Here is a 25,823-nt window from a genome sequence, read left to right as displayed (position 1 = left end):
TTAAATTAAACTAACACCCCGCCCGCCCCCAATAACCACCGGTTACCCCACACGTTGGCGCCCAGGGGGGGGGGTTGGCGCCCGGGGGCGGCGCAACCCACCCCTCCAGCTGTCTTCACCCGAGCCTTCACACCCGAACGGACCACCATGGCCCTCGCCGAAGCACCGACCCTCGAGGCGTCGCCGCCGCGCGGTCGCAGCGGTCGCAGCGCGCGACGACTGCGCGCCCTGCGCAAGGTCGCCCTCGGCCTCGCCGGCATCGTCGGCTTCCTCGTGACCTGGCAGCTGCTGCCGGCGCTCGGGATCGTGGATCCCGCGTACTTCCCGACCGCGACCGCGACCCTCGCCGCCCTCGGGGATCAGATGCGCGACCTCGAGTTCTGGCGCAACGTCGGTCGCACGCTGACGTCGTGGGCGCTGGGCCTGGCGATCGCGACGGTGCTCGCGGTGGTGCTCGGAACGATCATCGGCCTCGTGCCGTTCCTGCGTCGCGCCACCCACACGACCGTCGAGTTCCTGCGCCCCATCCCGTCGGTGGCGCTCATCCCGCTCGCGATCCTGATGTTCGGGTACCAGCTGCAGGCCGCCCTCCTCATCATCGTGTACGCCAGCTTCTGGCAGGTGTTCATCCAGGTGCTCTACGGCGTCGCGGACGTCGACGCCGTCGCGCGCGACACGGCCCGCAGCTTCGGGCTCTCGCGCGGGTCGCGCATCGTCAACCTCGTCTTCCCGACCGCGCTGCCGTACCTCATGACCGGACTCCGGCTGGCAGCGACCGTGGCCCTGATCCTCGCGATCACCGCCGAGATGTTCATCAACGTCCCCGGGCTCGGGCGCGAGATCATGTTCGCCCAGAGCGCCGGGCAGTGGACGACCGTCTACGCGCTCGTGGTCGTGACCGGACTGCTCGGGCTGATCGTGAACCTCGTCTTCCGCGCGATCGAGCGCCGGTCGCTCTCGTGGCACCAGTCGGTCCGAGGGGAGGAAGTGCTGTGACCCTGTACACCAGCACGATCGTGACGCCGCGCCGGCGGTCGCGGGTGTGGGCGAAGCTCGGCGAGAGCACGGCCTACGCCCTCGGCCTGCCGATCCTGCTGCTCGTCATCTGGGGCATCTGGGCGTCGGTCTCGCCCGCGCCGTTCTTCCCGAGCCCCCTCGTCATCCTCCAGGCGTTCGTCGACACCTGGGTCGGCCCGGCGTTCTTCACCGACGTGCTGCCGAGCCTCGGGCGCCTGGCGATCGGCATCGTGCTCGCGGTGGTGCTCGGCATCGTGGCCGGCACGATCATCGGCCTGGTGCGGTGGCTGCGCGAACTGCTCGAGCCGATCTTCGAGTTCTTCCGCGCCGTGCCGCCGCCCGTGCTGATCCCGATCGTCGCGGTGCTGCTCGGCGCGAACGACACCATGAAGGTCGTGGTGATCGTCGCCGGCGCGATCTGGCCGGTGCTGCTCAACACCATCGAGGGCGTCCGGGCGACGGACGCCGTCATGACTGAGACGGCGCGGTCGTTCGCGCTGACGCCGGGCGAGCGCCTGCGGTACCTCGTGCTGCCGGCGGCGAGCCCCCGGATCATGACCGGCGTCCGCCAGTGCCTGTCGATCGCCCTGATCCTCATGGTGATCTCGGAGATGTTCTTCTCGTCGTCCGGCCTCGGGTACAAGATCGTCTACTTCCAGCGGAACTATCTGATCGCCGAGATGTGGAGCGGCATCGTGCTGCTCGGATTGATCGGCATCCTGCTCGCCGTGATCTTCGGATCGGTCGAGCGGCGAGTGCTTCGGTGGTATCACGGAATCAAGGAGGTGGAGCGTGCCTGACACGCTGTTGAATGTCGAGCACCTGCGCAAGGTGTACGAGTCGTCGACGGGGAACGTCGAGGCCATCGGCGACATCGGGTTCCGGATGGATGCCGGCGAGCTGGTGTGCATCGTCGGCCCGTCGGGCTGCGGCAAGACCACCCTCCTCAAGTGCATCGCGGGCCTGCTCAAGCCCACGTCCGGCGTCGTCGAGCTGGGCGGGCGCCGGGTGACGGCCCCGCCGCCCAACATGGCGCTGGTGTTCCAGGAGTACGGCCGCAGCCTGTACCCGTGGCTCACCGTGCGCGGCAACGTCGAGCTGCCGTTGAAGCACAAGGGGCTCAGCCGGGCCGACCGGGAGCGTCTGGTGGAGGACGCCCTCGTGGCCGTGGGACTCGACCACGCCGCGGCGAGCTACCCGTGGCAGCTGTCGGGCGGGATGCAGCAGCGTGTGGCGATCGCCCGCGCGGTCGCGTACGAGCCGCAGGTGCTCATCATGGACGAGCCGTTCGCAGCAGTCGACGCGCAGACGCGGGCCGATCTCGAAGACCTCGTGCGCACGCTCCACCGCGAGCGCGGCATGTCGATCCTGTTCGTGACGCACGACATCGACGAATCGGTGTACCTCGGGGAGCGCGTGATCGTGCTGTCGAAGTCGCCGACGTGGGTGCAGGAGGATCTCGCGATCGACCTCGCTCCCGACCGCGACCAGATCACGACCCGCGCGCTGCCGCGCTTCACCGAGCTGCGCACGCACGTGTACGAGCAGATCCAGCGCGCCAAGCGCGGTGAGGCCGTGCGACCGGAGGCCGCGTGAGCATCGTCCCGGCGGAAGCCTCCGTCCTCACGCGCAAGCCGCGCCAGCTGCTGCTGGCGTTCTTCGGCGAGTTCGTGTGCGACCGGTACTTCGAGCCGCTGCGCGCCGGCGTCCTGATCGGCGCGCTCGAGAGCGCCGGGGTCGCCGCGTCGGCGGTGCGCACGAACCTCGACCGGATGGTCGAGAGCGGCGTGCTCGAACGGCGGCGCCTCGGACGCGAGATCGGCTTCGAACTCACCTCGCACGGCAGCGAAGTGCTGCGCGAGGCGTCCGGCCGCGTCAACGGCCCGGCCCCCTTCGAGCCCCAGGGCGAGGGGTGGACCCTCGTCACCTTCAGCGTGCCCGAGCACCTGCGCGACCTCCGCCACCGCCTCCGCGCGGCGCTGACATGGTCGGGGTTCGCGGTGCTGCGCGACGGGCTGTGGATCGCGCCAGGTGTCGTCGACCTCGCCGCAGCGCTCGATGCGATCATCCCCGACCTGCCGCCGGCATCCATCACGGCGTTCTCGGCGACGGAGCTCGACGGCTTCCCGATGGCGGAGGCCGTACGGGTGGCATGGGATGTCGAGCGCATCCGCGAGGCGCATCACGAGTTCATCGCGCATTGGGAGCGAGAGGATGTGGCATCCGATCTGCCTCCGCTCACCGCGCGCACGCTCCTCGTGGCCGACTGGCTCGCCCTGTTGCGCGCCGACCCCCGGCTGCCCCGCCAGTACATGGGGGACGACTGGCCCGCGGACCGCTCGTTCGAGCTGTTCACGCGCCGCCACCGCGAGTTCGCGTTTCCCGCGGTCCGCGACTTCGCGGCGCTCGTCGGCTGAGGCGGACCGCCTTGCAGTGATCCCACGGCTCGTGCAGTAACCCGACGGAAGGAACGACGATGTCCATCACGATCGACACCACCCTGCCCCTCATCGACGAGACGGCGTTCGGCGGACGGATCTTCATCGACGGCGAGTGGGTGCCCGGCGGTGGGGGAGAGATCGCCACCGTCGCACCCGCGACCGGCGAGACCCTCGCCATGGTGGGCATGGCCTCGCCCGACGACGTCGCCCGCGCGGCGATCGGCGCCGCCCGCGCGCAGCGCGAATGGGCCGCGACGCCGCACCCGGCGCGGGCGGCGGTGCTGCGCCGGGCCGCACAGCTGTGGGAGCAGCACGCCGACGAGATCATGGGCTGGAACGTGCGCGAGGTCGGCGCCATCCCGCCGCTCGCCGGTTTCGCGCTGCACGTGACGGCCGCCGAGTGCTACGAGGCGGCGTCGCTGCCGTCGGCCCCGCTCGGCTCGATCCTGTCGAGCGAGGAGCCGCGGCTGTCGCTCGCACAGCAGGTGCCCGTCGGGGTCGTCGGCGTCATCTCGCCCTTCAACGTGCCGCTCATCCTCGGCATCCGCGCGGTCGCCCCGGCGCTCGCGCTCGGCAACGCCGTGCTGCTCAAGCCGGACCCGCGCACGGTTGTCACCGGCGGCGTGGCGATGGTGCGGATCTTCCAGGAGGCGGGCCTGCCCGACGGGCTGCTGCAGCTCGTGCCGGGCGGAGCCGACGTGGGCGAGGCGATGGTCGCCGATCCGAATGTCCGGGTGATCGCGTTCACCGGGTCGACCCGGGCGGGTCGCATCGTCGGGGAGCTCGCCGGCCGGCACCTGAAGCGCGCCCACCTGGAGCTCGGCGGCAATTCGGCCTTCATCGTCCGCGCGGACGCCGACGTCGACCAGGCCGTCAACCTCGCCACGTGGGGGTCGTACCTGCACCAGGGGCAGATCTGCATGACGGTCGGCCGCCACATCGTGCACGAGTCGATCTTCGAGGAGTACGTCGCAAAGCTCGCGGCCAAGGCCGACTCGATGGCGGTCGGCGACCCCGCAGCCGGGCAGGTGCACCTCGGCCCCCTGATCGACGAGACGCAGCGGGACCGCGTGCACACGCTCGTGCAGGACGCCGTCGCCGGCGGTGCGGAACTGCGGGCCGGCGGCGACTACGACGGGCTCTTCTACCGGCCGACGGTTCTGGCCAACACCCCGCGGGATGCGGCGGCCTACCACGACGAGGTCTTCGGGCCCGTGGCATCCGTCGTCCCCTTCGCGACCGACGACGAGGCCGTCGCGCTCGCCGCCGAGACCGAGTACGGACTGTCGCTCGGCATCGTGAGCCGCGACGCCCTGACCGCGCTCGAGATGGCCCGGCGCGTGCCGACGGGGATCGTCCACATCAACGACCAGACGGTCAACGACGAGGCCAACAGCCCGTTCGGCGGGGTGGGCGCATCGGGCACCGGTGCGCGGCACGGCGGTGCGCAGGCGAACATCGAGGCCTTCACCGAGACCCGCTGGATCACGCTGCGGCGCGAGCCCGGCCAGTACCCGCTCTAGTCGTGGAGCGGTCGGCGAGGGCCGGTGACGCTGGTCACCGGCCCTCGCCGTACTTCGCCCGCAGGTCGGCCTTGCGGATCTTGCCCGAGGCGGTGCGGGGCAGGTCCTCGACCACGACGACGTTCTTGGGCAGCTTGTACCGGGCGACCAGGCCGTCCAGGTGCGCGCGGACCTTCTCGGTGTCGACGTCGGCTCCCTCGCGCAGCGTGACGACGGCCCACGGAACCTCCCCCCCGCGCTCGTCCGGCACGCCGACGACGGCGACACCCGAGATGCCCTCGATGTCGGCGATGAGGTTCTCGACCTCGGCCGGATAGATGTTCTCGCCGCCCGAGATGATCATGTCCTTGAGCCGGTCCGAGATGTACAGGTAGCCGTCGGGGTCGAGGTAGCCGAGGTCGCCCGAGCGGTACCAGCCGTCCGCCGTGAACGCGGCCGCGGTCGCCTCGGGAAGGCCGTGGTAGCCGAGGAACACGTTGGGCCCGGCGACCTCGATCTCGCCGACGGTTCCTCGCGGCACGACGTCTCCGTGCTCGTCGGTGATGCGCACCTCGGTGAAGAAGTGGGGCAGCCCGACACTGCCCTGCTTGCGTCGGGTCATCGACGGGGCGAGCGACGTGGCGCCGGGCGAGGTCTCGGTCATGCCGTAGCCCTGCGAGAACGAGAGCCCCCGCTCCTCATACGCGTTGAGGATGCGGGTCGGCACGGCCGAGCCCCCGCACGTCAGCTTGCGCAGGGTCGACAGGTCGGTCGACGCCCAGTCGGGGTGGTCGGCCATCAGCTGATACGTCGTGGGGACGCCGCTGAGCATCGTGATGCCGTGGCGCTCGATGAGCGACAGCGCCCGCCCGGGTTCGAACCCCTTCTCGAGCACGAGGGTCGCGCCCTTGAGCAGCACGGGGAGGGCGCCCATGCCGAGCGAGGCGACGTGGAACAGGGGCGAGATCATGAGCGAGACGTCGCCCGAGACGACGTCGTAGTCCACCACGCAGTTGAGGGCGACCCAGGTGAGGTTGCCGTGGCTGAGCACGGCGCCCTTCGGCCTGCCGGTCGTGCCCGAGGTGTAGATGATCGCGGCCGGGTCGTCGAGCGAGACGTCCGCGATCGTGTGCCCGCCGGGCGCCTCGGCGACGAGGCGAGCGAGGCCGGGATGCTCGGGCAGCCCCTCGCCGGTCACGATGACCTGCGCGATCCGCCCCGCCTCGACGCCAGGCATCGCGCGCTCCAGGAACTCCGCGTCGAGCACGACCGCCCGGGCGCCCGAGTCGACGAGGACGTGCTGCACCTCGGGGGCCGCCAGCCGCGTGTTCACCGGCACGAACATCGCGCCGAGCTGCGCGGCGCCGAACATGACCTGCAGGAACTGCGGGCTGTTCTCGCCGATGTAGGCGACCGCGTCGCCCTGCCGGATGCCGCGGTGCCACAGCACGGAGGCCACCCGGTCGGCGGCATCGGCCAGCTCCCGATACGACAGCGTGTCTTCTCCGAAGACGACGGCGGTCTTGTCGGGGTCCTTCAGACGCCGTTTGGCGAGCCAGAAGCCGATTCCCTTGTGCATCGTTGCGTGTCCTCTCCTTCGAGGCGTTTCGTCTCGGTCGCTGAGCTCCCTCGCTCAACGACCGGATGTCTCAGGCATAGAAGCGGTACAGACCCCGGGCGACGACGGCGGGCTTGTCGGCGCCCTCGATCTCGATGGTCTGGTCGACGGCGAACTGGTAGCCGCCGCGCACCTCGGTGACCTCGGCGATCACCGCGTTCATGCGCACCCGGGCGCCCACCTTCACGGGCGACACGAAGCGGACCTTGTCGAGGCCGTAGTTGACCCGGGTGCCGACGCCCGTGACGTCGAACAGCTCGGACCAGAACTTCACGGTCAGCGAGAGGGTCAGGAAGCCGTGGGCGATCGGGGCGCCGAAGGGGCCCTCGGCGGCGCGCGCGGGGTCGACGTGGATCCACTGGTGGTCGTCGGTCGCGTCGGCGAAGAGGTTCACGCGGTCCTGCGTCACCTCGAGCCATTCGGTCCAGCCCAGGTCGGTGCCTGCGAGGCCGGGGACGTCGGCGTAGTCGACGGTGGTGGTCATGGTTCTCCTTCGGGGCGGTGGGTTCAGAGGAAGGCGGACGCGCCGGTGAGCGCGCGGCCGACGATGAGGGCGTTGATCTCGTGCGTGCCCTCGTACGAGTACACGGCTTCGGCGTCGGCGAAGAAGCGCGCGGCGTCGTGCTCAAGGAGGATGCCGTTGCCGCCGAGCACCTCGCGCCCGAGCGAGGCCGTCTCGCGTGCGAGCCGGGCCGTCTGCATCTTCGCGAGCGCCGAGTTCTCGTCGGCGTACTCGCCCGCATCCTGGCGGGCCGAGAGCTGCACGACCAGGGCCAGCGAGGCGACGGTGTTGCCGAGCATCCGGGCGAGCTTCTCCTGCACGAGCTGGAAGCCGCCGATCGGCCGGTCGAACTGCTCCCGCTCCCGGGTGTAGCGGACGGCCGCGTCCAGCGCGCCGGCCTGCAGCCCCGCCGCGATCCACGCCACGTCGGAGCGCATGGCCCGCAGGATCCGCGCCACGTCGCGCCAGCCGTTCACGCGCTGCAGGCGCGACGCCTCCGGCACGGTGACGGCGTCGAGCGTGATCAAGGCGTTCTGCATCGGCCGCAGCGAGACCTTGCCGGTGACCTGTTCGAGCCGGACGCCGGCAGCATCCGTCGGCATCAGGAACGCCTTGACCGCGTCGTCGTCGACGTCGCGGGCGAAGACGACGAGGACATCGGATGCCGCAGCCCCGCCGATCCACTTCTTGCGGCCGTCGAGCACCCAGCCGTCGCCCGTGCGCCGTGCCGTCGTGGCGAGTCCGCCGGCGATGTCGGACCCGTGCGCGGGCTCGGTGAGGGCGAACGCGCCCCGGAGCGCGAAGCTGCGGATGCCCGGGTCGAGGTCCGCGGCCTGAGCGGGGGACCCGCCGAGCGCGACGGCGGTCCGGAAGAGGCCCGACTGGGCGTTGTAGAGAGTCGCCACCGACACGTCGGTGCGGGCCAGCACATAGTTGCGGAACCCCGAGAACATCGACGACCCGGCCTCGACGGCATCCACTCCCTCGGGCTGCATGAGCTCCAGCGGCACGAGGGCGTCGAGTACGGCGTCCGGCATCGTCGCCGACTCCCAGGCGTCGGCGAGCAGCGGCCGGACGTCCCGGTCGAGCGTCTGCTGCAGCCGCGCGAGCGCGGCGCGCGCGGCGGGGCTCAGCCGTGCGTCGGCGATGGCGTACGGGTCGAACCCGAACGTCGCGTCCGCCTCGAGCGCGGGCACGTCAGCCGCCGAGTCCGAGCAGTCGCGCCGCGTTGTCTTTGAGGATGCCGGGCAGCGCCTCGGGCTTGAACGTGCCGGCGGCCTCGGCATCCCGCATCCAGCGATCCGGCGTCAGCAGCGGGAAGTCCGAGCCGAACAGCACGCGGCTGCGCAGGTACGAGTTGGCGGCGCGCACGAGCGCCTCGGGGAAGTACTTCGGGCTCCAGCCGGAGAGGTCGATCCACGTGTTGTGCTTGTGCGTGGCGACCGACAGCGCCTCGTCCTGCCACGGCACGGACGGGTGCGCCATGATGATCTGCAGGTCGGGGAAGCGGGCCGCGACCGGATCGAGCAGGATCGGGTTCGACAGTCCGAGCAGCAGCCCCCGGCCGCCCGGCAGGCCCGCGCCGATACCGGTCTGGCCGGTGTGGAAGAGGGCGACGACGCCGGCATCCTGCAGGGTCTCGTACAGGGCGGAGTAGGCGGGGTCCGACGGGTCGAAGCCCTGCACCGTCGGGTGGAACTTGAACCCCCGCACGCCGTGGTCGTCGATCAGGCGGCGGGCATCGTCCACGGCCGTCGCCGACAGCGGGTCGACCGAGCCGAACGGGATGAGCACGTCGTTGTTGCGCGCTGCGCCCTCGGCGATGTCGGTGCTCGAGATCGGCGCGTGCCCGAAGTTCGTGCGCGCGTCGACGGTGAAGACGACCGCGGCCATCCGGCGCTCGCGGTAGTACGCGGCGACGCCGTCGAGGTCGGGGTTCGGTCCGTCGGTGCTGAAGTACTTCGCCGCGGCGTCGCGCAGGTCGTCGGGCAGTGACGAGTGCCCGTGCTGATCGACCTCGATGTGCACGTGCACGTCGATCGCGGTGATCGCGTCGAGGTCGATCGCGGGTTCGTAGCGGGTCACGGGCGCTGCAGGTCTTCGGGGAGGGGCGGGAACTTCTCGCCGACGGATGGGAGGTCGCCCGCGGCCTCGGCGAAGCCCGACGCGAGGTCGTCGTACGACCAGCCGCCCTCGCGGTAGGCGGTGGCGACGGGTTCGGGGTGCGACCACACCTGCAGGCGGTCGCCGCCGATGCCGATGGCCTGGCCGGTGATGCCGGCCGCCGCGTCGGACGCGAGGTAGGCGATGAGGCCCGCGACGTCGTCGGAGGTCCCGAAGCCGAGGTCGTGGCGGAAGAACGCGGGCATCGGCTCGCCCGCGGACTCGGCCTCGACGGCGGCGGCGAAGTAGGGCACGGTCGCCGTCATCGCGGTCGCGGCGACCGGGATCACGGCGTTGGCGGTGATGCCGGCGCGCTTGAGCTCCAGCGCCCAGGTGCGCACCATGCCGACGATCCCCGCCTTGGCGGCGGCGTAGTTGGTCTGGCCGAAGTTGCCCCGCTGGCCCGTGGGGGAGCCGATGCAGATGATCCGGCCGGCGATCTCGTTCTCTCGCATGTACGTGACGGCCTCGCGCACGCAGGTGAACGTGCCGCGCAGGTGCACGTCGACGACGGTGTCGAAGTCGTCGTCGCTCATCTTCCACAGCACGGTGTCGCGCAGCACGCCCGCATTGGTCACCAGGATGTCGAGGCGGCCGAACGACTCCACGGCCGTGCGGACGAGCCGCTGCGCGGTCTCGGTCGGGCCGACCGGCGCGGCCACGGCGACGGCGCGACCGCCCTCGGCCTCGATCGCGGCGACGGCTTCGGCAGCGGTCGCCTCGTCGACGTCGTTGACGACGACGGCCGCGCCCTGACGGGCGAGCTCCTGCGCATAGGCGAGGCCGAGTCCGCGGCCCGAGCCGGTGACGATCGCGACCTTGCCGTCGAGGGGGAGATGCGAGGACATACGTGAGACTCCTTCGTGTCGGATCCATTGAAGACCCAACTGTTGAAGAAGTCAATCATTCCGTTCATCTACGAAGTGGACTACGATCGGGGCCATGCCGAAGCCTGCCGACGCCGTCGCACCCGCCGGGCTGCGGGAGTCTGCGCTGACCGACGACGTGAGCTTCCTGCTCGCGCGCGCCAACGCCATCGCGCTCGCCGCCGGCAACGCCGCGCTCGCCGTGCACGGACTGAAGGCGCGGTCCTACTCCGTGCTCGTCCTCGCCTCGGGCGACGCGCGACCCTCGCAGCGCGAGCTCGCGGAGTTCCTGCGTCTGGACCCGAGCCAGGTCGTGAGCCTCGTCGACGAGCTCCAGTCGCGCGGCCTCGTCGAGCGGCTGCCCGACCCCTCGGACCGGCGCGCGAACGTCGTCGTCGCGACGGAGGCCGGTCGCGCCCTGGTCGCCGCGGCGCGGGAATCCGCCCGGGCGGCCGAGGAGCGCGTGCACGCCCAGCTCACCGCGTCGGAGCGGGCGGCCCTCACCGCACTGCTGCGCACGCTGGCGTTCCCCGAGGACTGAACGCCGCGACGCCGGCCACCCGCACGGCGCTGGCCGCCGGCATCCGTCAGCGACGCTCGAGCACGAACCGGTCGCGGCCCGCGAACACCCCCACCACGGTGAGCGCAGTGAGCACGGCGAGCACGAGTGCGAGCGGGAGCAGCCACCCGCCGGTGAGCGTGTGCAGCGCGCCGAACGCGATCGGGCCGAGCGCGGCGATGACGTAGCCGACGGACTGCGACATCCCCGACAGGGCGGCCGAGGTGTCATGATCGCGGGCGCGCTGCGCCATCAGGGTGAGCGACATCGCCAGCGTCGCCCCGCCGGTGAGCCCGATGAGGCCGCCCCACACCAGCACGCCGCCGGGCGCGACCATGAGCCCCGCCACGCCCACGATCGCCAGTGACGGGATGAGCGCGGGCGCCCAGCGCTCCAGGGCGCCGCGGAGGATGAGCGGCAGCAGCAGGCAGCCGGCGAGCGAGAACAGCTGGTACACCATGACGTCGACGCCGGCGACGACCTCAGAGCGGCCGATCGACATCGACAGCGGCGCCAGCCACGTCACGAACATGTAGAACATGGATGCCTGAAGACCCATGTAGACCGCCACCAGCCACGCGACGGGGTCGCCCCAGATGCCGGTGCGACCGCGCGGCGACCACTGCCGCTCGCGCGTGCCGCCCGCGCCGCGATGCGCCCACCACCACCCGACGATGGCGAACGGCAGGAGCCCCGCCCCGGTGACCAGCAGCGCCGTCTGCCAGCCCGCGGGCGCGCCGCCGACCTCGATGTGCGAGATGGGGACGACCACGCCGGACGAGACCGCCCCGAGTCCCGCCAGCAGCGCGGTGTAGACGGCGGTGACCGCGGCGACGCGGCCGGCGAACTCGCGCTTGACCACCGCGGGCATCAGCACGTTGATGATCGCGATGCCGATGCCGATCACCGCGGTGCCGATCCAGAGGCCTGCGACGGGGGTGGTGAGCGAGCGCACGAGCGTGCCGGCGAGCAGCACGAGCAGCGCCCCCAGCAGCACGCGCGGCTGCCCGAACCGGCGGCTCAGGTGGTGCGCGAGCGGCGAGAACACCGCCCACGCGGCCAGCGGCACGGCCGCCAGCACGCCGAGCACGGCCGGCGCCATGCCCGTGTCGGCGCCGATCTGGTCGAGCAGGGGTCCGAGGCCCGTGATCGCCGGCCGCATGTTGGCCGCGACCAGGCACACCGCCACCAGCAGCACGACCGCTGCCCCCGCGCGTGAGGACGGGCGTGCGGTCCGCGACGGTGAGGCCATGGGCACCGGACTATAGCCGAGACCGGAGGTGCGGCATCCTGTCACTCCCGATGAGCGGCAGTCAGGCGAGGCCCTCGAGCGGCCAGCCGGTGTAGGCCTCGGCGAGGAAGCGCCTGCCCGCCTCGGACTCGACGACCGAACGCAGTTCGCCCAGCTGGCGCAGGCGGTCGAAGTCCGACGCGTCCGGAGCGACGTGGAGCATGCTGGTCATCCACCACGAGAAGTGCTGCGCCTTCCAGATGCGGTGCAGCGCCGTCTCGGGGAACGCGTCGAGCAGGCACTCGTCGCCGTCCAGGAGCAGCGCCCGCAGCGCCCGCTCCAGCACGAGCACGTCGGCGACGGCCAGGTTCATGCCCTTCGCGCCCGTGGGCGGCACGGTGTGCGCGGCGTCGCCGATGAGCGCGACGCGGCCCCTGCGCAGCTCGTGGGCGACGAAGCTGCGGAACCTCAGCACGTCCCGCTGGAAGATCGGACCCTCCTTGAGCGTCGTGCCGGGGACGCGCTTCTGCAGCTCTTCCCACAGCTGCTCCTGCGTCAGGGCGTCGGGGTCCGCGGCGGGGTCGCACTGGAAGTACATCCGCTGCACCGTGGCGCTGCGCTGACTGACGAGGGCGAAGCCGTTGGGCGAGTTGCTGTAGATGAGCTCGTCGGCGCTCGGCGGCGCTTCGCACAGGATGCCGAACCACGCGAACGGGTACTCCCGGAAGTATCCGCCCGTCGAGGAGCCCGTCACCGCTTCGCGCACGACGCTGCGCGACCCGTCGGCGCCGACGACGAAGTCGGCCTCGATCTCGAGCGCCTGCCCGTCGGCGTCGGTCGCGATCAGGCGAGGGCGGGCGGATGCCGCATCCTCGACCCGCACGGCGGTGACGCCGAAGCGCAGATCCTGCCCCTTGCCGAGACGCACGGCGATGAGGTCCTTCAGCACCTCGTGCTGCGGGTACAGCCAGACCCCGCGTCCGACGAGATCGGCGAAGTCGATGCGGTGCCCGTCGCCGGCGAAGCGCAACTCGATGCCGTCGTGGCGGTGGCCGACCGTGCGGACGCGGCTGGACGCGCCCGACGAGTCCAGCACCTCGACCGTGCCCTGCTCGAGGATGCCGGCGCGGATCGTCGTCTCGATCTCTTCGCGCGAGCGCTGGTCGATCACGACGGAATCGATGCCGGCGATCCCGAGCAGGTGCGACAGCAGCAGACCGGCGGGTCCGGCCCCGACGATGGCGACACGGGTGCGGATCGTGGACATGACGTCTCCTTCGACGTTCGTGTGATGGATGCCTCGGCCCAGTGTGCCCGGGCGGTCTGATCGTGCGGGCGGATTCCCGTTGATCGGGAAGGACTGGCTCAGCGGCGGTCGGCCCGCAGGGATGCCTCGACGTCGGCGGCGGCATCCCGCAGCGCGCTGATCGCGGGCTCGGGCGGCGTCTCGCGGGGCAGCACCACCGAGAGCGCGGCGACCACGGCGCCGGCGTCGCGGATGGGTACGGCGACACCCGTCGACACGGCCTCGATCGACCCGGGCGCCACGACCACGCCCGTGCGGCGCACCTCGGCCAGCAGGCGGCGCAGGCGTGCGGCATCCGTCACCGTCTCGGGCGACACGGCACGCAGCGGGCCGGCCAGCACCCGATCGCGCAGCGCGGCCGGCGCGAAGGCGAGCAGCACGAGACCGGACGACGAGGCGTGCAGCGGTAGGCGCCCGGCCACGCGGGTGATGTTGGCGCCCGCATCGGGATGCGACAGCCGCTCGAGGAACAGCGCCTCGTCCTGCTCGAGCACCGCGAGCTGCGTGTGCTCGCGGATGCGGGCCTGCACCGTCTCCATGTGGGGGAGGGCCGCCTGCCGCAGGCGCAGGGCGGTCGAGCCGCGCAGGGCGAGCTCCCACAGGCGCAGGCCCAGGTGCACGCGGCGGTCCTCGTCGCGCTCGAGCAGTCCGGCGTCGACGAGCTCGTCGACGATCCGATGCGCGGTCGACGAGGGCAGGCCGGCTCGGCGGCCGATCTCGGACGCCGACTGCATCGACCGCTCGACCGTGAAGGTCTCGAGCACACGCACGATGCGTTCGGTCATCGAGTCGCCGGAGGGCGAGTTGGCCATGCCCCCACTCTGCCACCGCGTCGTCGGGGTAACGTCGCAGCGGGAGGATCCATGGCCGACGGCGAAGGCGTGCTGGAGCGCACCCTGCGGGTGCTCGGCTGCTTCACCGACGACGAGCCCGCGGTGACCGCGACGACCCTGGCCGCCCGCACGGGTCTCGCCTCGTCCACCCTCCATCGCCTGCTGGCGACGCTCGTCGCCGAGGGGCTGCTCACCCGGGCGCCGGGGCACACCTACGCGATCGGACCGCGGCTGTGGGAGCTCGGCGAGCTGTCGCCGCTCTCGCTGCGGCTGCGCGAGACGGCGCTGCCGCACATGGTGCGCCTGTACGAGGCGACGGGCGAGAACGTGCACCTCGCCGTGCTGGACGGCGCGACCCCTGCGACCTCGACCGCGCTGTACGTCGGGCGGCTCACCGGCCGTCAGTCCATCCCGACCCTCAGCCGCATGGGCGGCCGCGGACCGCTGCACACCACCGGCGTCGGCAAGGCCCTGCTCGCCACCCGCGACGAGGGGTGGCTGCGGCAGTACTTCGAGGCCCCGCTGGAACGCGAGACCGTGAACTCCATCACGACCGAGGACGAGCTGCGCGCCGACATCGCGCGCACCCGGGCGCTCGGCTACGCCACCACGCGCGAGGAGATGACGCTCGGCAACATCTCCGTCGCCGCCGCGCTGCCTCGCGTCGAGGGGCTTCCGCCGGTGGCGCTGGGGCTCGTCGTCCACCTGGAGCGCGCCGACGAGCGCCGGCTCGGCCCCCTCGTCGTGCAGGCGGTCAAGGACCTCCACCACGACCTGCGCACGACCTGACCGGGCTGGTCGCTCTCATTCCGGGTTCGGGGCGCATTCCGATCGTTCGGGGCGCAAGAGTCGCGCCCCGAACGTCCGCTTTGCGCCCCAATCCCGGTGGGGATGGTGGATGCCGGGGCCTAGGCATCCACGATTCCCACTGGGTGGGAATCCGCGCGGGCGCGCCGCGACCTCGGTGCGACGCTGGGACCACCGAGTCGTCGAAGGAGACCTCATGACCGCAGTGCAGCCCGAGCCGGACGTCGAAGAGGCGTTCTCGTCGTCGGTGGTGCTCGAGCAGACGGCGGCGGCGCCGGAATCGCTGCTGGCCTCGCCCGACCAGCTCACCCAGCGCGAGATCACGCAGGAGATCGTCGACTATCACGCCGCGGCTGCGCGCCGTGAGGCAGCGGGCGAGCGGCTCAACATGAGCCTGCACGACTTCCCGCCGTACCGGTCGAGCCTGCTGCGTCACCCGACGAAGAATCCCAAGCTCGTCGACCCCGAGACCATCGAGCTGTGGTCGCCAGCGTTCGGGCAGCGGGACGTGGCCGCGATCGAGTCCGACCTGACCCTGCAGCACATCGGCGAGCCGCAGGGCGAGCGCATGACGGTCGAGGGCCGCCTGCTCGACTCGTGGGGGCGCCCGCTGGCGAACCAGCTCGTGGAGATCTGGCAGGCCAACGCGGCGGGTCGCTACATCCACCAGCGCGACCAGCATCCCGCTCCGCTCGATCCGAACTTCACGGGTGCCGGCCGTGCCGTCACCGACGACGACGGGTATTACAAGTTCACGACGATCAAGCCGGGCGCGTACCCGTGGAAGAACCACGTCAACGCGTGGCGCCCTGCCCACATCCACTTCTCGATCTTCGGCACGGGCTTCACGCAGCGTCTCGTCACGCAGATGTACTTCCCGGGCGATCCGCTGTTCCCGCTGGACCCGATCTACAACACCATCTGGCGGCAGAAGGACCGCGAGCGGCTCATCGGCGTCTACGACCACGACCTGTCGGTGCCGGAGTTCTCGATGGGCTACCGCTTCGACATCGTCGTCGACGGCCCCGACGCCACCTGGTTCGAGCCCGAAGAAGGAGAGCACTGATGGCCGCCGCACCCCGCATCCAGCGCGACCTCGGTCCGAAGACCCACGAGCCCACCGGCGGGCAGACCGTCGGGCCGTTCTTCGCGTTCGGTCTGGACTACCCGAAGAAGCACGAGGTCGTCTTTCCGCACAGCCCCGGCGCGATCGTGCTGGGCGGCACCGTGCTCGACGGCGCCGGCAACCCCATCCCCGATGCGGTCGTCGAGATCTGGAGCGCCGACGAGAACGGCGTCATCCCGCGCGCGCACGGCGCCTTCCGCCGCGACGACCACACGTTCACCGGCTTCGGCCGTGCGGCGACCACCGACGTCGGCCGGTACGAGTTCTGGACGCGCAATCCGGGACCCGTCGACGGCCGTGCGCCGTTCTACTCGGTCATCGTCTTCGCGCGCGGCCTGCCCGACAAGCTCGTGACCCGCATCTACCTGCCCGAGCACGAGGAGCTCCTCGCCGCCGACCCGCTGCTGCGCTCGCTGGACGAGGGCGAGCGCGCTACGCTCATCGCGACGCGTCTGCCGGACGGAAGCCTGCACCACGACATCCACCTGCAGGGCGAGAAGGAGACCGTGTTCCTTGCCTTCTGACCGCGATCGGACGCCCGACGACGGAGCATTCGTCGATCGGGGTCTGCTCTCGCCCGTGACGGTCGGCCACGACGGCGGGGTGTCGGACGCCGCGTGCCTCGACGCCCTGGTGACCGCCGAGGTCGCGCTGGCGCGCGCCTACCGCGAGCTCGGCGTCGCGCCCGCTGCGGCCGTGGACGAGATCGAGACCGCGTTCGGCTGGCAGGGCGGACTGCGCGGATGCCGTGAGCACGGCATCGACCCGGCCGCGCTGGCCGCGGCCGCCGTGGCCGGGGGCAACCCGGTGATCCCGCTGGTCGCGGCGCTGCGCGAGCGCGTGTCGCCGGACGCGCGCCGGTGGGTGCACCGCGGTGCCACGAGCCAGGACATCCGCGACACGGCCCTCGTGCTCGGCGCGCGGGATGCCGCGAGCCGCGTCGTCGCGTCGCTCGCGCACGCCGAGGTCTCGCTGCGCTCGCTCGCCCGCTCGCGCCGCGACGAGGTCGCCGCCGCGCGCACGCTGACCCAGCACGCGGTGCCCACCACCGTGGGGCTCCGGGCGGCCGGCTGGCTGCGCGGCGTCGAACGGGCCCGGGCGCGTCTCGACGATGCGCGGCGTCAGCTGCCCGCGCAGCTCGGCGGCGCGGCCGGGACGCTCGCGTCGTTCGCCGAGATCGCGGGAACGGATGCCGCGGCCGGCCTTCCCGCCGCGTTCGCGGTCGAGCTGGGTCTGGCCGCCCCGGCCGCTCCGTGGCACACGACACGGTGGCCCGTGACCGAGCTGGGCGATGCCCTGGTGCAGGCGATCGACGCCGTCGGCAAGATCGCGGCCGATGTCGCGACCCTCAGCCGCACCGAGATCGGCGAGCTCGCCGAGCGCTCCGGCGGGGGATCATCGGCGATGCCGCAGAAGCGCAACCCGGCGGCATCCGTCCTCATCCGCTCCGCCGCTCTGCGCGCCCCGCAGCTCGCCGCGACCCTGCACCTGGCGTCGGCCCTGGCGGTCGACGAACGCCCCGACGGGGCCTGGCACGCCGAGTGGCCGACGCTGCGGGAGCTGCTGCGCCTCGCCCTCGGCGCGACCGCCCACGGCGCTGACCTCGTCACCGGCCTGCACATCGACACCGACGCGGTGGCCCGAAACCTCACCGCCACGGGCGGTCTGATCGTCGCGGAGTGGCTGTCGCTCGTGCTGGGCTCGTCCCGCGCGTCCGAGCTCGTCGCCGCGGGCGGTCCGCTGGCCGAGCGACTCGCCGCACTCCCCGAAGTCGCGGCGCTCGCCGTCGAGCGCGGCGAGCCCGTGGCCGACGTCGTCGCCGATCTCCTCGACCCCGCGCGGTACACCGGCCTTGCCGGCCGCCTTGTCGACGAGGCGGTCGAGACCCCCGCTGCCGGGTTCGGGGCGTCCGACGAACCGTCGGGGCGCACCGCGCACGCGCCAACCGCACCGGAGGCGCCGCAAGCCTCAGAGCAGACGGAGGAGCTGCCGTGACCGTGCCCGAGATCGTCCTCACCGAACCGGTCGGACCGGTCGACGCCCCGCTGCTCGTGCTCGGTCCGTCGCTCGGCACGTCGACCCTGCTCTGGGACCGCGTGATCCCGGAGTTCGCCGCGCGCCGGCGCGTCGTGGCATGGGATCTCCCGGGCCACGGCGAGGCGCCGGCCGCGACCGCGCCCTTCTCGGTCGCCGAGCTCGCCGACGCCGTCGCAGGCGCCGTCGACGGGCCATTCCGCTACGCCGGGGTCTCCCTCGGAGGAGCGGTCGGACTGGAGCTGCTGCTGCGCCACGGCGACCGCATCGACGCCGCGGCGATCCTGTGCTCGGGCGCCGCGATCGGCACCCCGCAAGGCTGGCACGAACGCGCCGCACAGGTGCGGGCGCAGAGCACGTCGAGCCTCATCATCGGGTCGGCGCAGCGCTGGTTCGCTCCCGGCACGATCGCCCACGACCCGGATCTCACCGGCCGGCTCCTGCATGCGCGGCAGGACGCCGACGACCAGAGCTACGCGTGGTGCTGCGACGCGCTCGCCGCCTTCGACGTGCGCGACCGTCTGCCCGAGATCACCACGCCGGTGCTGGCGGTGTGGGGCGATCACGACGGCGTCACGCCGGCGGCATCCGCTCTCGAGATCGCCGACGGCGTGCAGCGGGGTGCGGCGGTCGGGATCCCGGATGCCTCGCACCTGGCGCCGGCGGACGCACCGGCCGAGACGGCGGCGGCGCTGATCGCCTTCTTCGACGAGGTCGCAGCGGAGCAGGCGGAACGGAGCGAGGCGCGATGACCAGACCGGACGGCGAGGGACTCACCGACGAGGAGCGCTACGACCGGGGCATGGCCGTGCGACGCGAGGTGCTTTCGAACGCCCACGTCGACCGCGCCGTCGCCCACACGACGGGGCTCACCGCGGACTTCCAGGACTTCATCACCCGGGTCGCCTGGGGCGACATCTGGTCACGCCCGGGACTCGACCGCCGGTCCCGGTCGGTCGCCGTGCTCACGGCGCTCATCGCGCTGGGGCACCACGAGGAGCTGGCCATGCACCTGCGGGCGGCGCTGCGCAACGGGCTGACCGTCGACGAGGTCAAAGAGGTCATCCTGCAGGCCGGTCTGTACTGCGGTGTGCCCGCGGCGAACACGGCCTTCCGCATCGCGAGCGAGGTGTTCGCCGAGCAGTCCTGACCCCCGTAGGCTTCATCGCATGACGGGCTGGGGGACGCCGTGACGGCCGCGCATCCGCCGCGGATCCTGTACCTGGTCAAGCAGGTCGAGCTCGCTGTCCGCGGGCGGCTCGACACCGTGCTGCGCCCGCATGGCATCACCGTCACGCAGTACACCGCGCTGTCGGTGCTCGAGCAGCATCCCGGCATGAGCGCCGCCCAGCTCGCCCGTCACACCTTCGTGTCGGCGCAGGCGATGGACGGCATCGTGCGCGCGCTCGAGGACGCCGGCATCATCGAGCGGGCGCGCGACCCTCTCAATCGCCGGCGCATGACGATCTCGCTCACGCCCGAGGGCACCGCCCTGCTCGCGAGCTGCCGCGGCGACGTCGACCGGATCGAGTCCGAGGCCTTCGGCGAGCTCACCGATGCGGAGCGCCACACGCTCAGCGGCTGGCTGCAGGAGGCCCGTCGCGCACTGGAGGATCCGCCGCGGACGGTTGACTGATCGCCAAGAAACTTGATAATTGGTCCTGACTCCGTCGACGCCGACGGAGACCTTGTCGACGACGACGGAAGGACCCCCATGTCCACACACCTTCGCAGGTGCGCTCTCGCGCTCGCGGCCGCAGCCGCGCTGCTCACCGCCGGGGCGGCCGCCTCGCCCGCGGCCGCCGACACCGGCGGCGAGTACTCCGGCTCGCTCTCGAACGGCACGACCTGGCTGGCCTCGGTGCCCTCGGACTGGAACGGCACCGTCCTGCTGTACAGCCACGGCTACACGCCGTCGTTCGCCGGAGGCAACTGGGCTTCCGTCGCCCCCGACGGCGGCACCAAGGCGCTGCTGCTCGGAGAGGGGTACGCGCTCGTCGGGTCGTCGTACAGGTCGGCCGGCTGGGCGGTGCCCACCGCCGTCGACGACCAGCTGCAGTCCCTCGACGCGATGCTCGCGCAGACCGGGCTGGATCCCGACCACATCCTGGCCTACGGCACCTCGATGGGCGGCCTCGTGACCGGGCGCATCGCCGAGCAGGCCGGCGACGTGATCGACGGCGCCATGCCCACGTGCGGGCTCATGGAGGGCGGCGTCGACCTGAGCAACTACCAGCTCGACGGGGCGCACGCGATCGACGTGCTGCTGGCGCCCGGCCAGGACCTCGACATCGAGGGCTACGCCACGCTGGGGGAGGCGTTCGCGGCATCCGGTGCGCTGCAGGCGGCCGTGCAGGCGGGGCAGCAGACGCCTGAGGGGCGCGCCCGTGTCGCCCTCGCCGCCGCGCTGTACCACCTCTCCGACGGGGTGCGCGCGGCCGACGCGCCCACCGATCCGGCGGTGGCGCAGAAGTCGCTGTACGACCAGCTCCTCGGCACCATCGGGTTCGTCACGCCCGGCCGCTTCGACATCGAGGCCACGGCCGGCGGCAACGCGACGTGGAACGCGGGCGTCGACTACAAGAAGCTGTTCGCGCAGTCCGCGGACCGGGCGCTGGTGAAAGAGCTCTACCGGCAGGCGGGGCTCGACCTCGACGCCGACCTGGCGCAGCTGACCGCCACGGCCGATGTCGTCGCCGACCCGGGCTCGGTCGAGACGCTCCGCGCCTCGTCGGGGCTGACCGGCGACCTGCAGATGCCGGTGCTCACCCTCCACACGCTCGACGACGTGCTCGCACCCGTGCAGGTCGAGCAGGAGTACGCCGACGATGTGCGCGGCGCGCACCGCACCGACCTGCTGCGGCAGTTCCGCGTCGACAGCGTGGGGCACTGCAACTTCACGTCGGCCGAGATCGCCGCGGGCATCGCCGCGCTGCAGTCCCGTGTCGAGACCGGCAACTGGGGTCTGGTCGGCCAGTCGGCCGACCGCATGAACGCGCTGGCGGCATCCCTCGACGACAGCGGCTCCGCCTTCGTCCAGACCAAGCCCGGCGAGTTCCTCGGCGACCGCTGACGCCTCATTCCGTCGAACCGTCGTAGACGGTCGCCACCACTGTCGTGGAGCGGCTGCCTGCGACGGTTCGACGTTGAGCGGGGCGACGCGGAGGAGTAGCCTGGTCACAATACGCACAGATGTTCGCACAGCGAACAGAAGGAGTCGGGCGTGATCGATAAGACCTTGCAGTCCGTCGCGGAGGCCGTGGCCGGCATCCCCGACGGCGCGACCGTCATGATCGGGGGCTTCGGACGCGCCGGGCAGCCCGTCGAGCTCATCGACGCGCTCATCGAGCAGGGCGCCCGAGACCTCACGATCATCAACAACAACGCCGGCAACGGCGACGTCGGGCTCGCGGCGCTCCTCGCGAAGAAGCGCGTGCGCCGCATCCTCTGCTCGTTCCCGCGGCAGCACGACTCGTGGGTGTTCGACGAGCTGTACCGTGCCGGCGAGATCGAGCTCGAACTCGTGCCGCAGGGCAACCTCGCCGAGCGCATCCGTGCCGCGGGTGCCGGGATCGGCGCGTTCTACAGCCCGACCGGCGTGGGGACGCAGCTGGCCGACGGCAAGGAGATCCGCGAGATCGACGGTCGCGCCTACGCGCTGGAGTACCCCATCCGCGCCGACGTCGCCCTCATCAGCGCCTACCGCGCCGACCGCTGGGGCAACCTCGTCTACCGCGAGACGGCCCGCAACTTCGGTCCCATCATGGCCTCCGCCGCGACGACCACCGTCGTCCAGGTCGACGAGGTCGTCCCGCTGGGGGCGCTCGACCCCGAGACCATCGTCACCCCGGGCATCTTCGTCGACCGGGTCGTCGCGGTCGGTGAGCGCCCGTGGCTGCGCGACGGCGCATTCGTCGGCGGGGTCGACATCGAGGGCCGCCCGCTCGGGCGGGACGAGGCATCCGGAATCGAGGTCGACCAGTGAGCACCCGCATCAGCCGCGAGCAGCTCGCCGCCCGCATCGCCCAGGACATCCCCGAGGGCTCGTACGTGAACCTCGGCATCGGCGCGCCCACCCTCGTCGCCGACTATCTGCCCGCCGATCAGGAGATCATCCTCCACACCGAGAACGGCATGCTCGGCATGGGCCAGTCGCCCGAGACGGGGCGCGTCGACCCCGACCTCATCAACGCCGGCAAGCAGCCCGTGACGGCGCTGGCCGGCGCCGCGTACTTCCACCACGCGGACTCGTTCGGCATGATGCGTGGCGGCCATCTCGACGTGTGCGTGCTGGGTGCGTTCCAGGTGTCGCAGAACGGCGACCTCGCCAACTGGTCGACCGGCGCGCCCGGTGCGATCCCGGCGGTCGGCGGTGCCATGGACCTCGCCATCGGCGCCAAGAACGTCTACGTGATGACCGACCTGCTGACCAAGACCGGCGCGTCCAAGCTCGTCGAGGCGTGCACGTACCCGCTCACCGGCGTCGGCTGCGTGACCCGCGTCTACACCGATCACGCGGTGTTCGACGTGACCCCCGACGGCTTCGCGGTCCGCGAGGCGTTCGGCGACAACACGGTCGCGTCGCTGGCGGCGCTGACGGGCTTGGACTTGGATGCCGCGGCCGCCGGCATCCCGGAAGGCGAATGACATGACCACCTATATCTACGACGCCGTCCGCACCCCGTTCGGCCGCGCCGGGGGCGCGCTGTCGGGCATCCGGCCCGACGACCTCGCCGCCGTCGTGATGACGGCGACCGTCGAGCGCACAGGCCTCGACCCGGCGCGCATCGACGACGTCATCTTCGGCGACGCCAACCAGGCGGGGGAGGACAACCGCAACGTGGCGCGGATGGGCGCGCTGCTCGCCGGATTCCCGACCTCGGTGACCGGCGTCACGGTCAACCGGCTGTGCGCCTCGAGCGTCGAGGCGGTGATCCAGGGCTCGCGCGCCATCGACGCCGGCGATGCCGACATCGTGCTCGCGGGCGGCGTCGAGTCGATGAGCCGCGCGCCGTTCGTCGTCGAGAAGTCGCCGCGGCCATGGCCGAGCGTCGGCAACCAGACGCTCTGGAACACCTCGATCGGCTGGCGCATGACCAACCCGCGACTGCCGAAGCACTGGACGATCTCGAACGGCGAGTCCGCCGAGCTCATCGCCCGCGAGTGGGGCATCTCGCGCGACGCGCAGGACGAGTTCGCGGTGCGCTCCCACCGGCTCGCCGCCCAGGCGTGGGCGGACGGCGTGTACGACCGCGAGACGGTGCAGGTTCCCGGCGCAGAGCTCGCCCGCGACGAGGGCATCCGCGACGACACGTCGGTGGAGAAGCTCGCGGGCCTGCGGGCGCTGTTCGCCTCGGACGGGGCCGGCACCGTGACGGCCGGCAACTCGTCACCGATGAACGACGGCGCCTCGGCCGTGCTGCTCGCCCGCGAAGGGGCCTTGGAGGGCGAGCCGCTCGCGCGCATCACGGGTCGCGCCGCGCACGGCGTGGACCCCGACCAGTTCCCGATCGCCCCCATCGAGGCCGCGAACAAGGCCCTCGCCCGCGCCGGGCGCACGTGGGCCGACGTCGATCTCGTCGAGCTCAACGAGGCCTTCGCGTCGCAGTCGCTGGCGTGCCTGGCCGGCTGGCCCGAGCTCGACCCCGAGCGGCTCAACATCCAGGGCGGCGCGCTCGCGATCGGCCACCCGCTCGGCGCCTCGGGCGGCCGCATCATCGGCCACGCCGCGCACGAGCTCGTCCGCCGCGGCGGCGGGGTCGCCGTCGCGGCGATCTGCATCGGCGTCGGCCAGGGACTGGCCGTCGTGCTCGAGCGCTGAGCCGGCGTGCCCGCCAGTGGATAGGGTGAGCCGGTGACCGCGAACGACAGCGCCGAGGGCTCCCCGACGACGGTGCAGTCGCTCGCACGTGGACTCGCGGTGATCCGCGCGTTCGACGGCGACCACGCCGCGCTGACGCTGAGCGACGTCGCCCGGCGGGCCGACATCACGCGTGCCGCCGCGGGCCGCTTCCTGCGCACGCTCGAGCAGCTCGGCTACGTCCGCAGCGACGACCGGCTCTTCTCGCTCACCCCCCGCGTGCTCGAGCTCGGCTTCAGCTACCTGTCGGCGCTGTCGATCCCCGAGATCGTGCAGCCGCACCTCGAGCGGCTGTCGCGCGAGGTCGACGAGAGCGTCTCGGCGGCCGTGCTCGACGGCGGCGACATCGTCTACGTCGCCCGCGTGCCCACGCGGCGCATCATGAGCGTGCGCATCACGATCGGCACGCGGTTCCCCGCCTTCGCGACGTCCATGGGCCGTGTGCTGCTGGCAGGGATGCCGGATGCCGGTGCCGTGCTGGCGGCATCCGATCTTCGCTCACTCACCCCGCGCACGGTCACCGACGCCGACGCGCTGCAGGCCGAACTCGACGACGTGCGCCGGCAGGGCTGGGCGCTCGTGGACGGCGAGCTCGAGCCCGGCCTGCGATCGGTCGCCGTGCCGCTGCACGACCGGCGAGGCGACGTGGTGGCCGCGGTCAACGTGTCGACGAGCGCGACCCGCGACAGCGTCGACCACGTCATCGAGCACTACCTGCCACCGCTGCAGCGCACGGCCGCCGTGATCGACGCGGAGCTGCGCCTGGTCTGACGCGCACGCGTCGGGAACTCAGAGAACCGGGGCCGATCGCGTCGTGCAACGGCGCCCGTCGGCGTTTCTCCTGAATCCTCGACGCGGCCCGCGCCGGCCGCCCTCAGAAGATGATCGTGTGGTTGCCGTGGCGCAGCACACGGTCCTGCGCGTGCCACAGCACGGCGCGCGAGAGCACCTGCCGCTCCACATCGGCGCCGCGGCGGGCGAGCTCGGCCGCAGAGTCGGCGTGCGTCACGCGCACGGTGTCCTGCTCGATGATCGGGCCCTCGTCGAGGTCGTCCGTCACATAGTGCGAGGTCGCGCCGATGAGCTTGACACCCCGTTCCTTCGCCTTCTTGTAGGGCTCGGCGCCGATGAACGCGGGCAGGAACGAGTGGTGGATGTTGATCACCGGCACGCCCAGCTCGGCGAGGAAGTCGCCCGACAGGATCTGCATGTAGCGGGCCAGCACCACGAAGTCGACGTTGCCCTTGAGCAGCTCGAGGATCTTCGCCTCGGATGCCGACTTGTCGGGGCCGGCCACGCCAGGCACGTGGAAGAACGGCACGCCGAACGAGCGGACGTCCTCGGCCGAGGTCGTGTGGTTCGAGATCACCATCGGCACGGTGACCGGCAGGTCCCCTCGGCGGTGACGCCACAGCAGGTCGAGCAGGCAGTGATCCTGCTTCGACGACAGGATGGCCATGCGCTTGGGAGTGGACTGGTCGGTCAGCGACCACTCCAGCTCGAAGCCGCCGAGGGTCTGGGCGATCTCGGCCTCGATGAGCGGGCGGTCGGCGGCGAAGCCGGGCCGGTGGAACACGACCCGCTGGAAGTACGCGCCCCCGGTCGGGTCGTCGGAGTACTGGTCGAAGGCGACGATGTTGCCGTTGTTGCGGGTGATGAGCGCCGACACGGCGGCCACGATCCCCGGCTGGTCGCTCCCGTGCACGATGAGGCAGGCGTGGTCGGGGCGGACGTGCGGGGAAGCGGCCATACATCGATTCTGCCCTGCCGGTGCCGCGGGCATCGCGCGCACAACGTCGGCGATCCTCCGGCCCGAAGCCGAGCGGGGGCTTTTGCCGGGCGGTTCCGGGGCACATCACCGACGTTGTGCACGCCGGCCCGCCGTGCGGTCGTTACCGCACGTGCCTCTTGACGGGGCTCTGCCCCGTACCCCGCAGGGCCGTGCGGTCGTTACCGCA

General features: G+C 72.0%; 27 protein-coding genes. 18 read left to right on the top strand and 9 right to left on the bottom strand.

What is annotated here, in order from left to right:
• Positions 1 to 147: 147 nt before the first annotated feature.
• Genes ACTHNQ_RS16800 through ACTHNQ_RS16780 form a run of 5 tightly spaced genes read left to right on the top strand, consistent with a single transcriptional unit; the run spans position 148 to position 4,981 of the window.
• Positions 148 to 996, top strand: coding sequence for an ABC transporter permease (locus ACTHNQ_RS16800; RefSeq protein WP_440335101.1), 849 nt, complete (start codon positions 148 to 150; stop codon positions 994 to 996).
• Entirely contained in the window at positions 993 to 1,817 is an 825-nt protein-coding gene (locus ACTHNQ_RS16795; protein ID WP_440335100.1) for an ABC transporter permease, read from the top strand. Before ACTHNQ_RS16800 ends, ACTHNQ_RS16795 begins: the two co-directional genes overlap by 4 nt.
• Positions 1,810 to 2,613: an ABC transporter ATP-binding protein gene (locus tag ACTHNQ_RS16790; protein ID WP_440335099.1), complete on the top strand. Its 804-nt coding sequence runs from the start codon at positions 1,810 to 1,812 to the stop codon at positions 2,611 to 2,613. The genes ACTHNQ_RS16795 and ACTHNQ_RS16790 overlap by 8 nt, the downstream gene beginning before the upstream one ends.
• The gene (locus ACTHNQ_RS16785; RefSeq protein ID WP_440335098.1) at positions 2,610 to 3,434 is read left to right on the top strand and encodes a PaaX family transcriptional regulator; all 825 of its coding nucleotides are present in this window, start codon (positions 2,610 to 2,612) and stop codon (positions 3,432 to 3,434) included. Before ACTHNQ_RS16790 ends, ACTHNQ_RS16785 begins: the two co-directional genes overlap by 4 nt.
• 59 nt (positions 3,435 to 3,493) lie before the next feature.
• On the top strand, positions 3,494 to 4,981 hold the full coding sequence (locus ACTHNQ_RS16780) for an aldehyde dehydrogenase family protein (protein WP_440335097.1): 1,488 nt from the start codon (positions 3,494 to 3,496) through the stop codon (positions 4,979 to 4,981).
• Between the two features lie 34 nt (positions 4,982 to 5,015).
• On the opposite strand, the gene ACTHNQ_RS16775 is transcribed toward ACTHNQ_RS16780, so the two are convergent.
• The 5 genes from ACTHNQ_RS16775 to ACTHNQ_RS16755 form a co-directional block, all read right to left on the bottom strand.
• Positions 5,016 to 6,539 carry an acyl-CoA synthetase gene (locus ACTHNQ_RS16775; protein ID WP_440335096.1) on the bottom strand — a complete coding sequence of 508 codons (1,524 nt, stop codon included), beginning with the start codon at positions 6,537 to 6,539 and terminating at the stop codon, positions 5,016 to 5,018.
• 70 nt (positions 6,540 to 6,609) lie between these two features.
• Entirely contained in the window at positions 6,610 to 7,062 is a 453-nt protein-coding gene (locus ACTHNQ_RS16770; RefSeq protein WP_440335095.1) for a MaoC family dehydratase, read from the bottom strand.
• A gap of 23 nt (positions 7,063 to 7,085) precedes the next feature.
• On the bottom strand, positions 7,086 to 8,276 hold the full coding sequence (locus tag ACTHNQ_RS16765) for an acyl-CoA dehydrogenase family protein (protein WP_440335094.1): 1,191 nt from the start codon (positions 8,274 to 8,276) through the stop codon (positions 7,086 to 7,088).
• 1 nt (position 8,277) lies between these two features.
• Positions 8,278 to 9,165, bottom strand: a complete 888-nt coding sequence (locus ACTHNQ_RS16760; protein WP_440335093.1) for an amidohydrolase family protein — start codon at positions 9,163 to 9,165, stop codon at positions 8,278 to 8,280.
• On the bottom strand, positions 9,162 to 10,091 hold the full coding sequence (locus ACTHNQ_RS16755; RefSeq protein WP_440335092.1) for an SDR family NAD(P)-dependent oxidoreductase: 930 nt from the start codon (positions 10,089 to 10,091) through the stop codon (positions 9,162 to 9,164). The genes ACTHNQ_RS16760 and ACTHNQ_RS16755 overlap by 4 nt, the downstream gene beginning before the upstream one ends.
• 94 nt (positions 10,092 to 10,185) lie before the next feature.
• Between ACTHNQ_RS16755 and ACTHNQ_RS16750 the strand changes: the two genes are divergently transcribed.
• Entirely contained in the window at positions 10,186 to 10,650 is a 465-nt protein-coding gene (locus ACTHNQ_RS16750; protein ID WP_440335091.1) for a MarR family winged helix-turn-helix transcriptional regulator, read from the top strand.
• Positions 10,651 to 10,696: 46 nt separating this feature from the next.
• On the opposite strand, the gene ACTHNQ_RS16745 is transcribed toward ACTHNQ_RS16750, so the two are convergent.
• The 3 genes from ACTHNQ_RS16745 to ACTHNQ_RS16735 form a co-directional block, all read right to left on the bottom strand.
• Positions 10,697 to 11,920 (bottom strand): MFS transporter, encoded by a 1,224-nt coding sequence (locus tag ACTHNQ_RS16745; protein ID WP_440335090.1) that lies wholly within the window; start codon positions 11,918 to 11,920, stop codon positions 10,697 to 10,699.
• Between the two features lie 61 nt (positions 11,921 to 11,981).
• Positions 11,982 to 13,166: a 4-hydroxybenzoate 3-monooxygenase gene (locus ACTHNQ_RS16740; protein ID WP_440335089.1), complete on the bottom strand. Its 1,185-nt coding sequence runs from the start codon at positions 13,164 to 13,166 to the stop codon at positions 11,982 to 11,984.
• 98 nt (positions 13,167 to 13,264) lie between these two features.
• Positions 13,265 to 14,017 (bottom strand): IclR family transcriptional regulator, encoded by a 753-nt coding sequence (locus ACTHNQ_RS16735; protein ID WP_440335088.1) that lies wholly within the window; start codon positions 14,015 to 14,017, stop codon positions 13,265 to 13,267.
• A 51-nt stretch (positions 14,018 to 14,068) separates the two neighbouring features.
• Here ACTHNQ_RS16735 and ACTHNQ_RS16730 point away from each other — a divergent pair, with 51 nt between their 5' ends.
• The 12 genes from ACTHNQ_RS16730 (at position 14,069) to ACTHNQ_RS16675 (ending at position 24,636) form a co-directional block, all read left to right on the top strand.
• A complete protein-coding gene (locus tag ACTHNQ_RS16730; protein WP_440335087.1) occupies positions 14,069 to 14,827 on the top strand; it encodes an IclR family transcriptional regulator in 759 nt (252 codons plus the stop codon).
• 214 nt (positions 14,828 to 15,041) lie between these two features.
• Positions 15,042 to 15,911, top strand: coding sequence for a protocatechuate 3,4-dioxygenase subunit beta (pcaH, locus tag ACTHNQ_RS16725; protein WP_440335086.1), 870 nt, complete (start codon positions 15,042 to 15,044; stop codon positions 15,909 to 15,911).
• Positions 15,911 to 16,495 (top strand): protocatechuate 3,4-dioxygenase subunit alpha, encoded by a 585-nt coding sequence (gene pcaG, locus ACTHNQ_RS16720; RefSeq protein ID WP_440335085.1) that lies wholly within the window; start codon positions 15,911 to 15,913, stop codon positions 16,493 to 16,495. Before pcaH ends, pcaG begins: the two co-directional genes overlap by 1 nt.
• Positions 16,485 to 17,966: a lyase family protein gene (locus ACTHNQ_RS16715; RefSeq protein ID WP_440335084.1), complete on the top strand. Its 1,482-nt coding sequence runs from the start codon at positions 16,485 to 16,487 to the stop codon at positions 17,964 to 17,966. Before pcaG ends, ACTHNQ_RS16715 begins: the two co-directional genes overlap by 11 nt.
• Positions 17,963 to 18,757 carry an alpha/beta fold hydrolase gene (locus tag ACTHNQ_RS16710; protein ID WP_440335083.1) on the top strand — a complete coding sequence of 265 codons (795 nt, stop codon included), beginning with the start codon at positions 17,963 to 17,965 and terminating at the stop codon, positions 18,755 to 18,757. Before ACTHNQ_RS16715 ends, ACTHNQ_RS16710 begins: the two co-directional genes overlap by 4 nt.
• Positions 18,754 to 19,155, top strand: a complete 402-nt coding sequence (gene pcaC / locus ACTHNQ_RS16705) for a 4-carboxymuconolactone decarboxylase (RefSeq protein WP_440335082.1) — start codon at positions 18,754 to 18,756, stop codon at positions 19,153 to 19,155. Before ACTHNQ_RS16710 ends, pcaC begins: the two co-directional genes overlap by 4 nt.
• 39 nt (positions 19,156 to 19,194) lie before the next feature.
• The gene (locus ACTHNQ_RS16700; protein ID WP_440335081.1) at positions 19,195 to 19,641 is read left to right on the top strand and encodes a MarR family winged helix-turn-helix transcriptional regulator; all 447 of its coding nucleotides are present in this window, start codon (positions 19,195 to 19,197) and stop codon (positions 19,639 to 19,641) included.
• A gap of 78 nt (positions 19,642 to 19,719) precedes the next feature.
• The gene (locus ACTHNQ_RS16695; protein ID WP_440335080.1) at positions 19,720 to 21,078 is read left to right on the top strand and encodes an alpha/beta hydrolase family protein; all 1,359 of its coding nucleotides are present in this window, start codon (positions 19,720 to 19,722) and stop codon (positions 21,076 to 21,078) included.
• A 150-nt stretch (positions 21,079 to 21,228) separates the two neighbouring features.
• Entirely contained in the window at positions 21,229 to 21,990 is a 762-nt protein-coding gene (locus tag ACTHNQ_RS16690; RefSeq protein WP_440335079.1) for a 3-oxoacid CoA-transferase subunit A, read from the top strand.
• Positions 21,987 to 22,652, top strand: a complete 666-nt coding sequence (locus tag ACTHNQ_RS16685; RefSeq protein ID WP_440335078.1) for a 3-oxoacid CoA-transferase subunit B — start codon at positions 21,987 to 21,989, stop codon at positions 22,650 to 22,652. Before ACTHNQ_RS16690 ends, ACTHNQ_RS16685 begins: the two co-directional genes overlap by 4 nt.
• A gap of 1 nt (position 22,653) precedes the next feature.
• Positions 22,654 to 23,826, top strand: coding sequence for a thiolase family protein (locus ACTHNQ_RS16680; RefSeq protein WP_440335077.1), 1,173 nt, complete (start codon positions 22,654 to 22,656; stop codon positions 23,824 to 23,826).
• Between the two features lie 33 nt (positions 23,827 to 23,859).
• Positions 23,860 to 24,636, top strand: a complete 777-nt coding sequence (locus ACTHNQ_RS16675) for an IclR family transcriptional regulator domain-containing protein (protein WP_440335076.1) — start codon at positions 23,860 to 23,862, stop codon at positions 24,634 to 24,636.
• 103 nt (positions 24,637 to 24,739) lie between these two features.
• Here ACTHNQ_RS16675 and purU read toward each other — a convergent pair whose 3' ends face one another.
• Positions 24,740 to 25,615 (bottom strand): formyltetrahydrofolate deformylase, encoded by an 876-nt coding sequence (purU, locus tag ACTHNQ_RS16670; RefSeq protein ID WP_440335075.1) that lies wholly within the window; start codon positions 25,613 to 25,615, stop codon positions 24,740 to 24,742.
• Positions 25,616 to 25,823 lie beyond the last annotated feature (208 nt).

Source organism: Microbacterium sp., assembly GCF_051953575.1.
In the GTDB taxonomy this organism is placed as follows: Bacteria; Actinomycetota; Actinomycetes; order Actinomycetales; family Microbacteriaceae; genus Microbacterium.
Note: the sequence above shows the minus strand (reverse complement) of the source record. Positions and strands in the feature narration are given on the sequence as shown.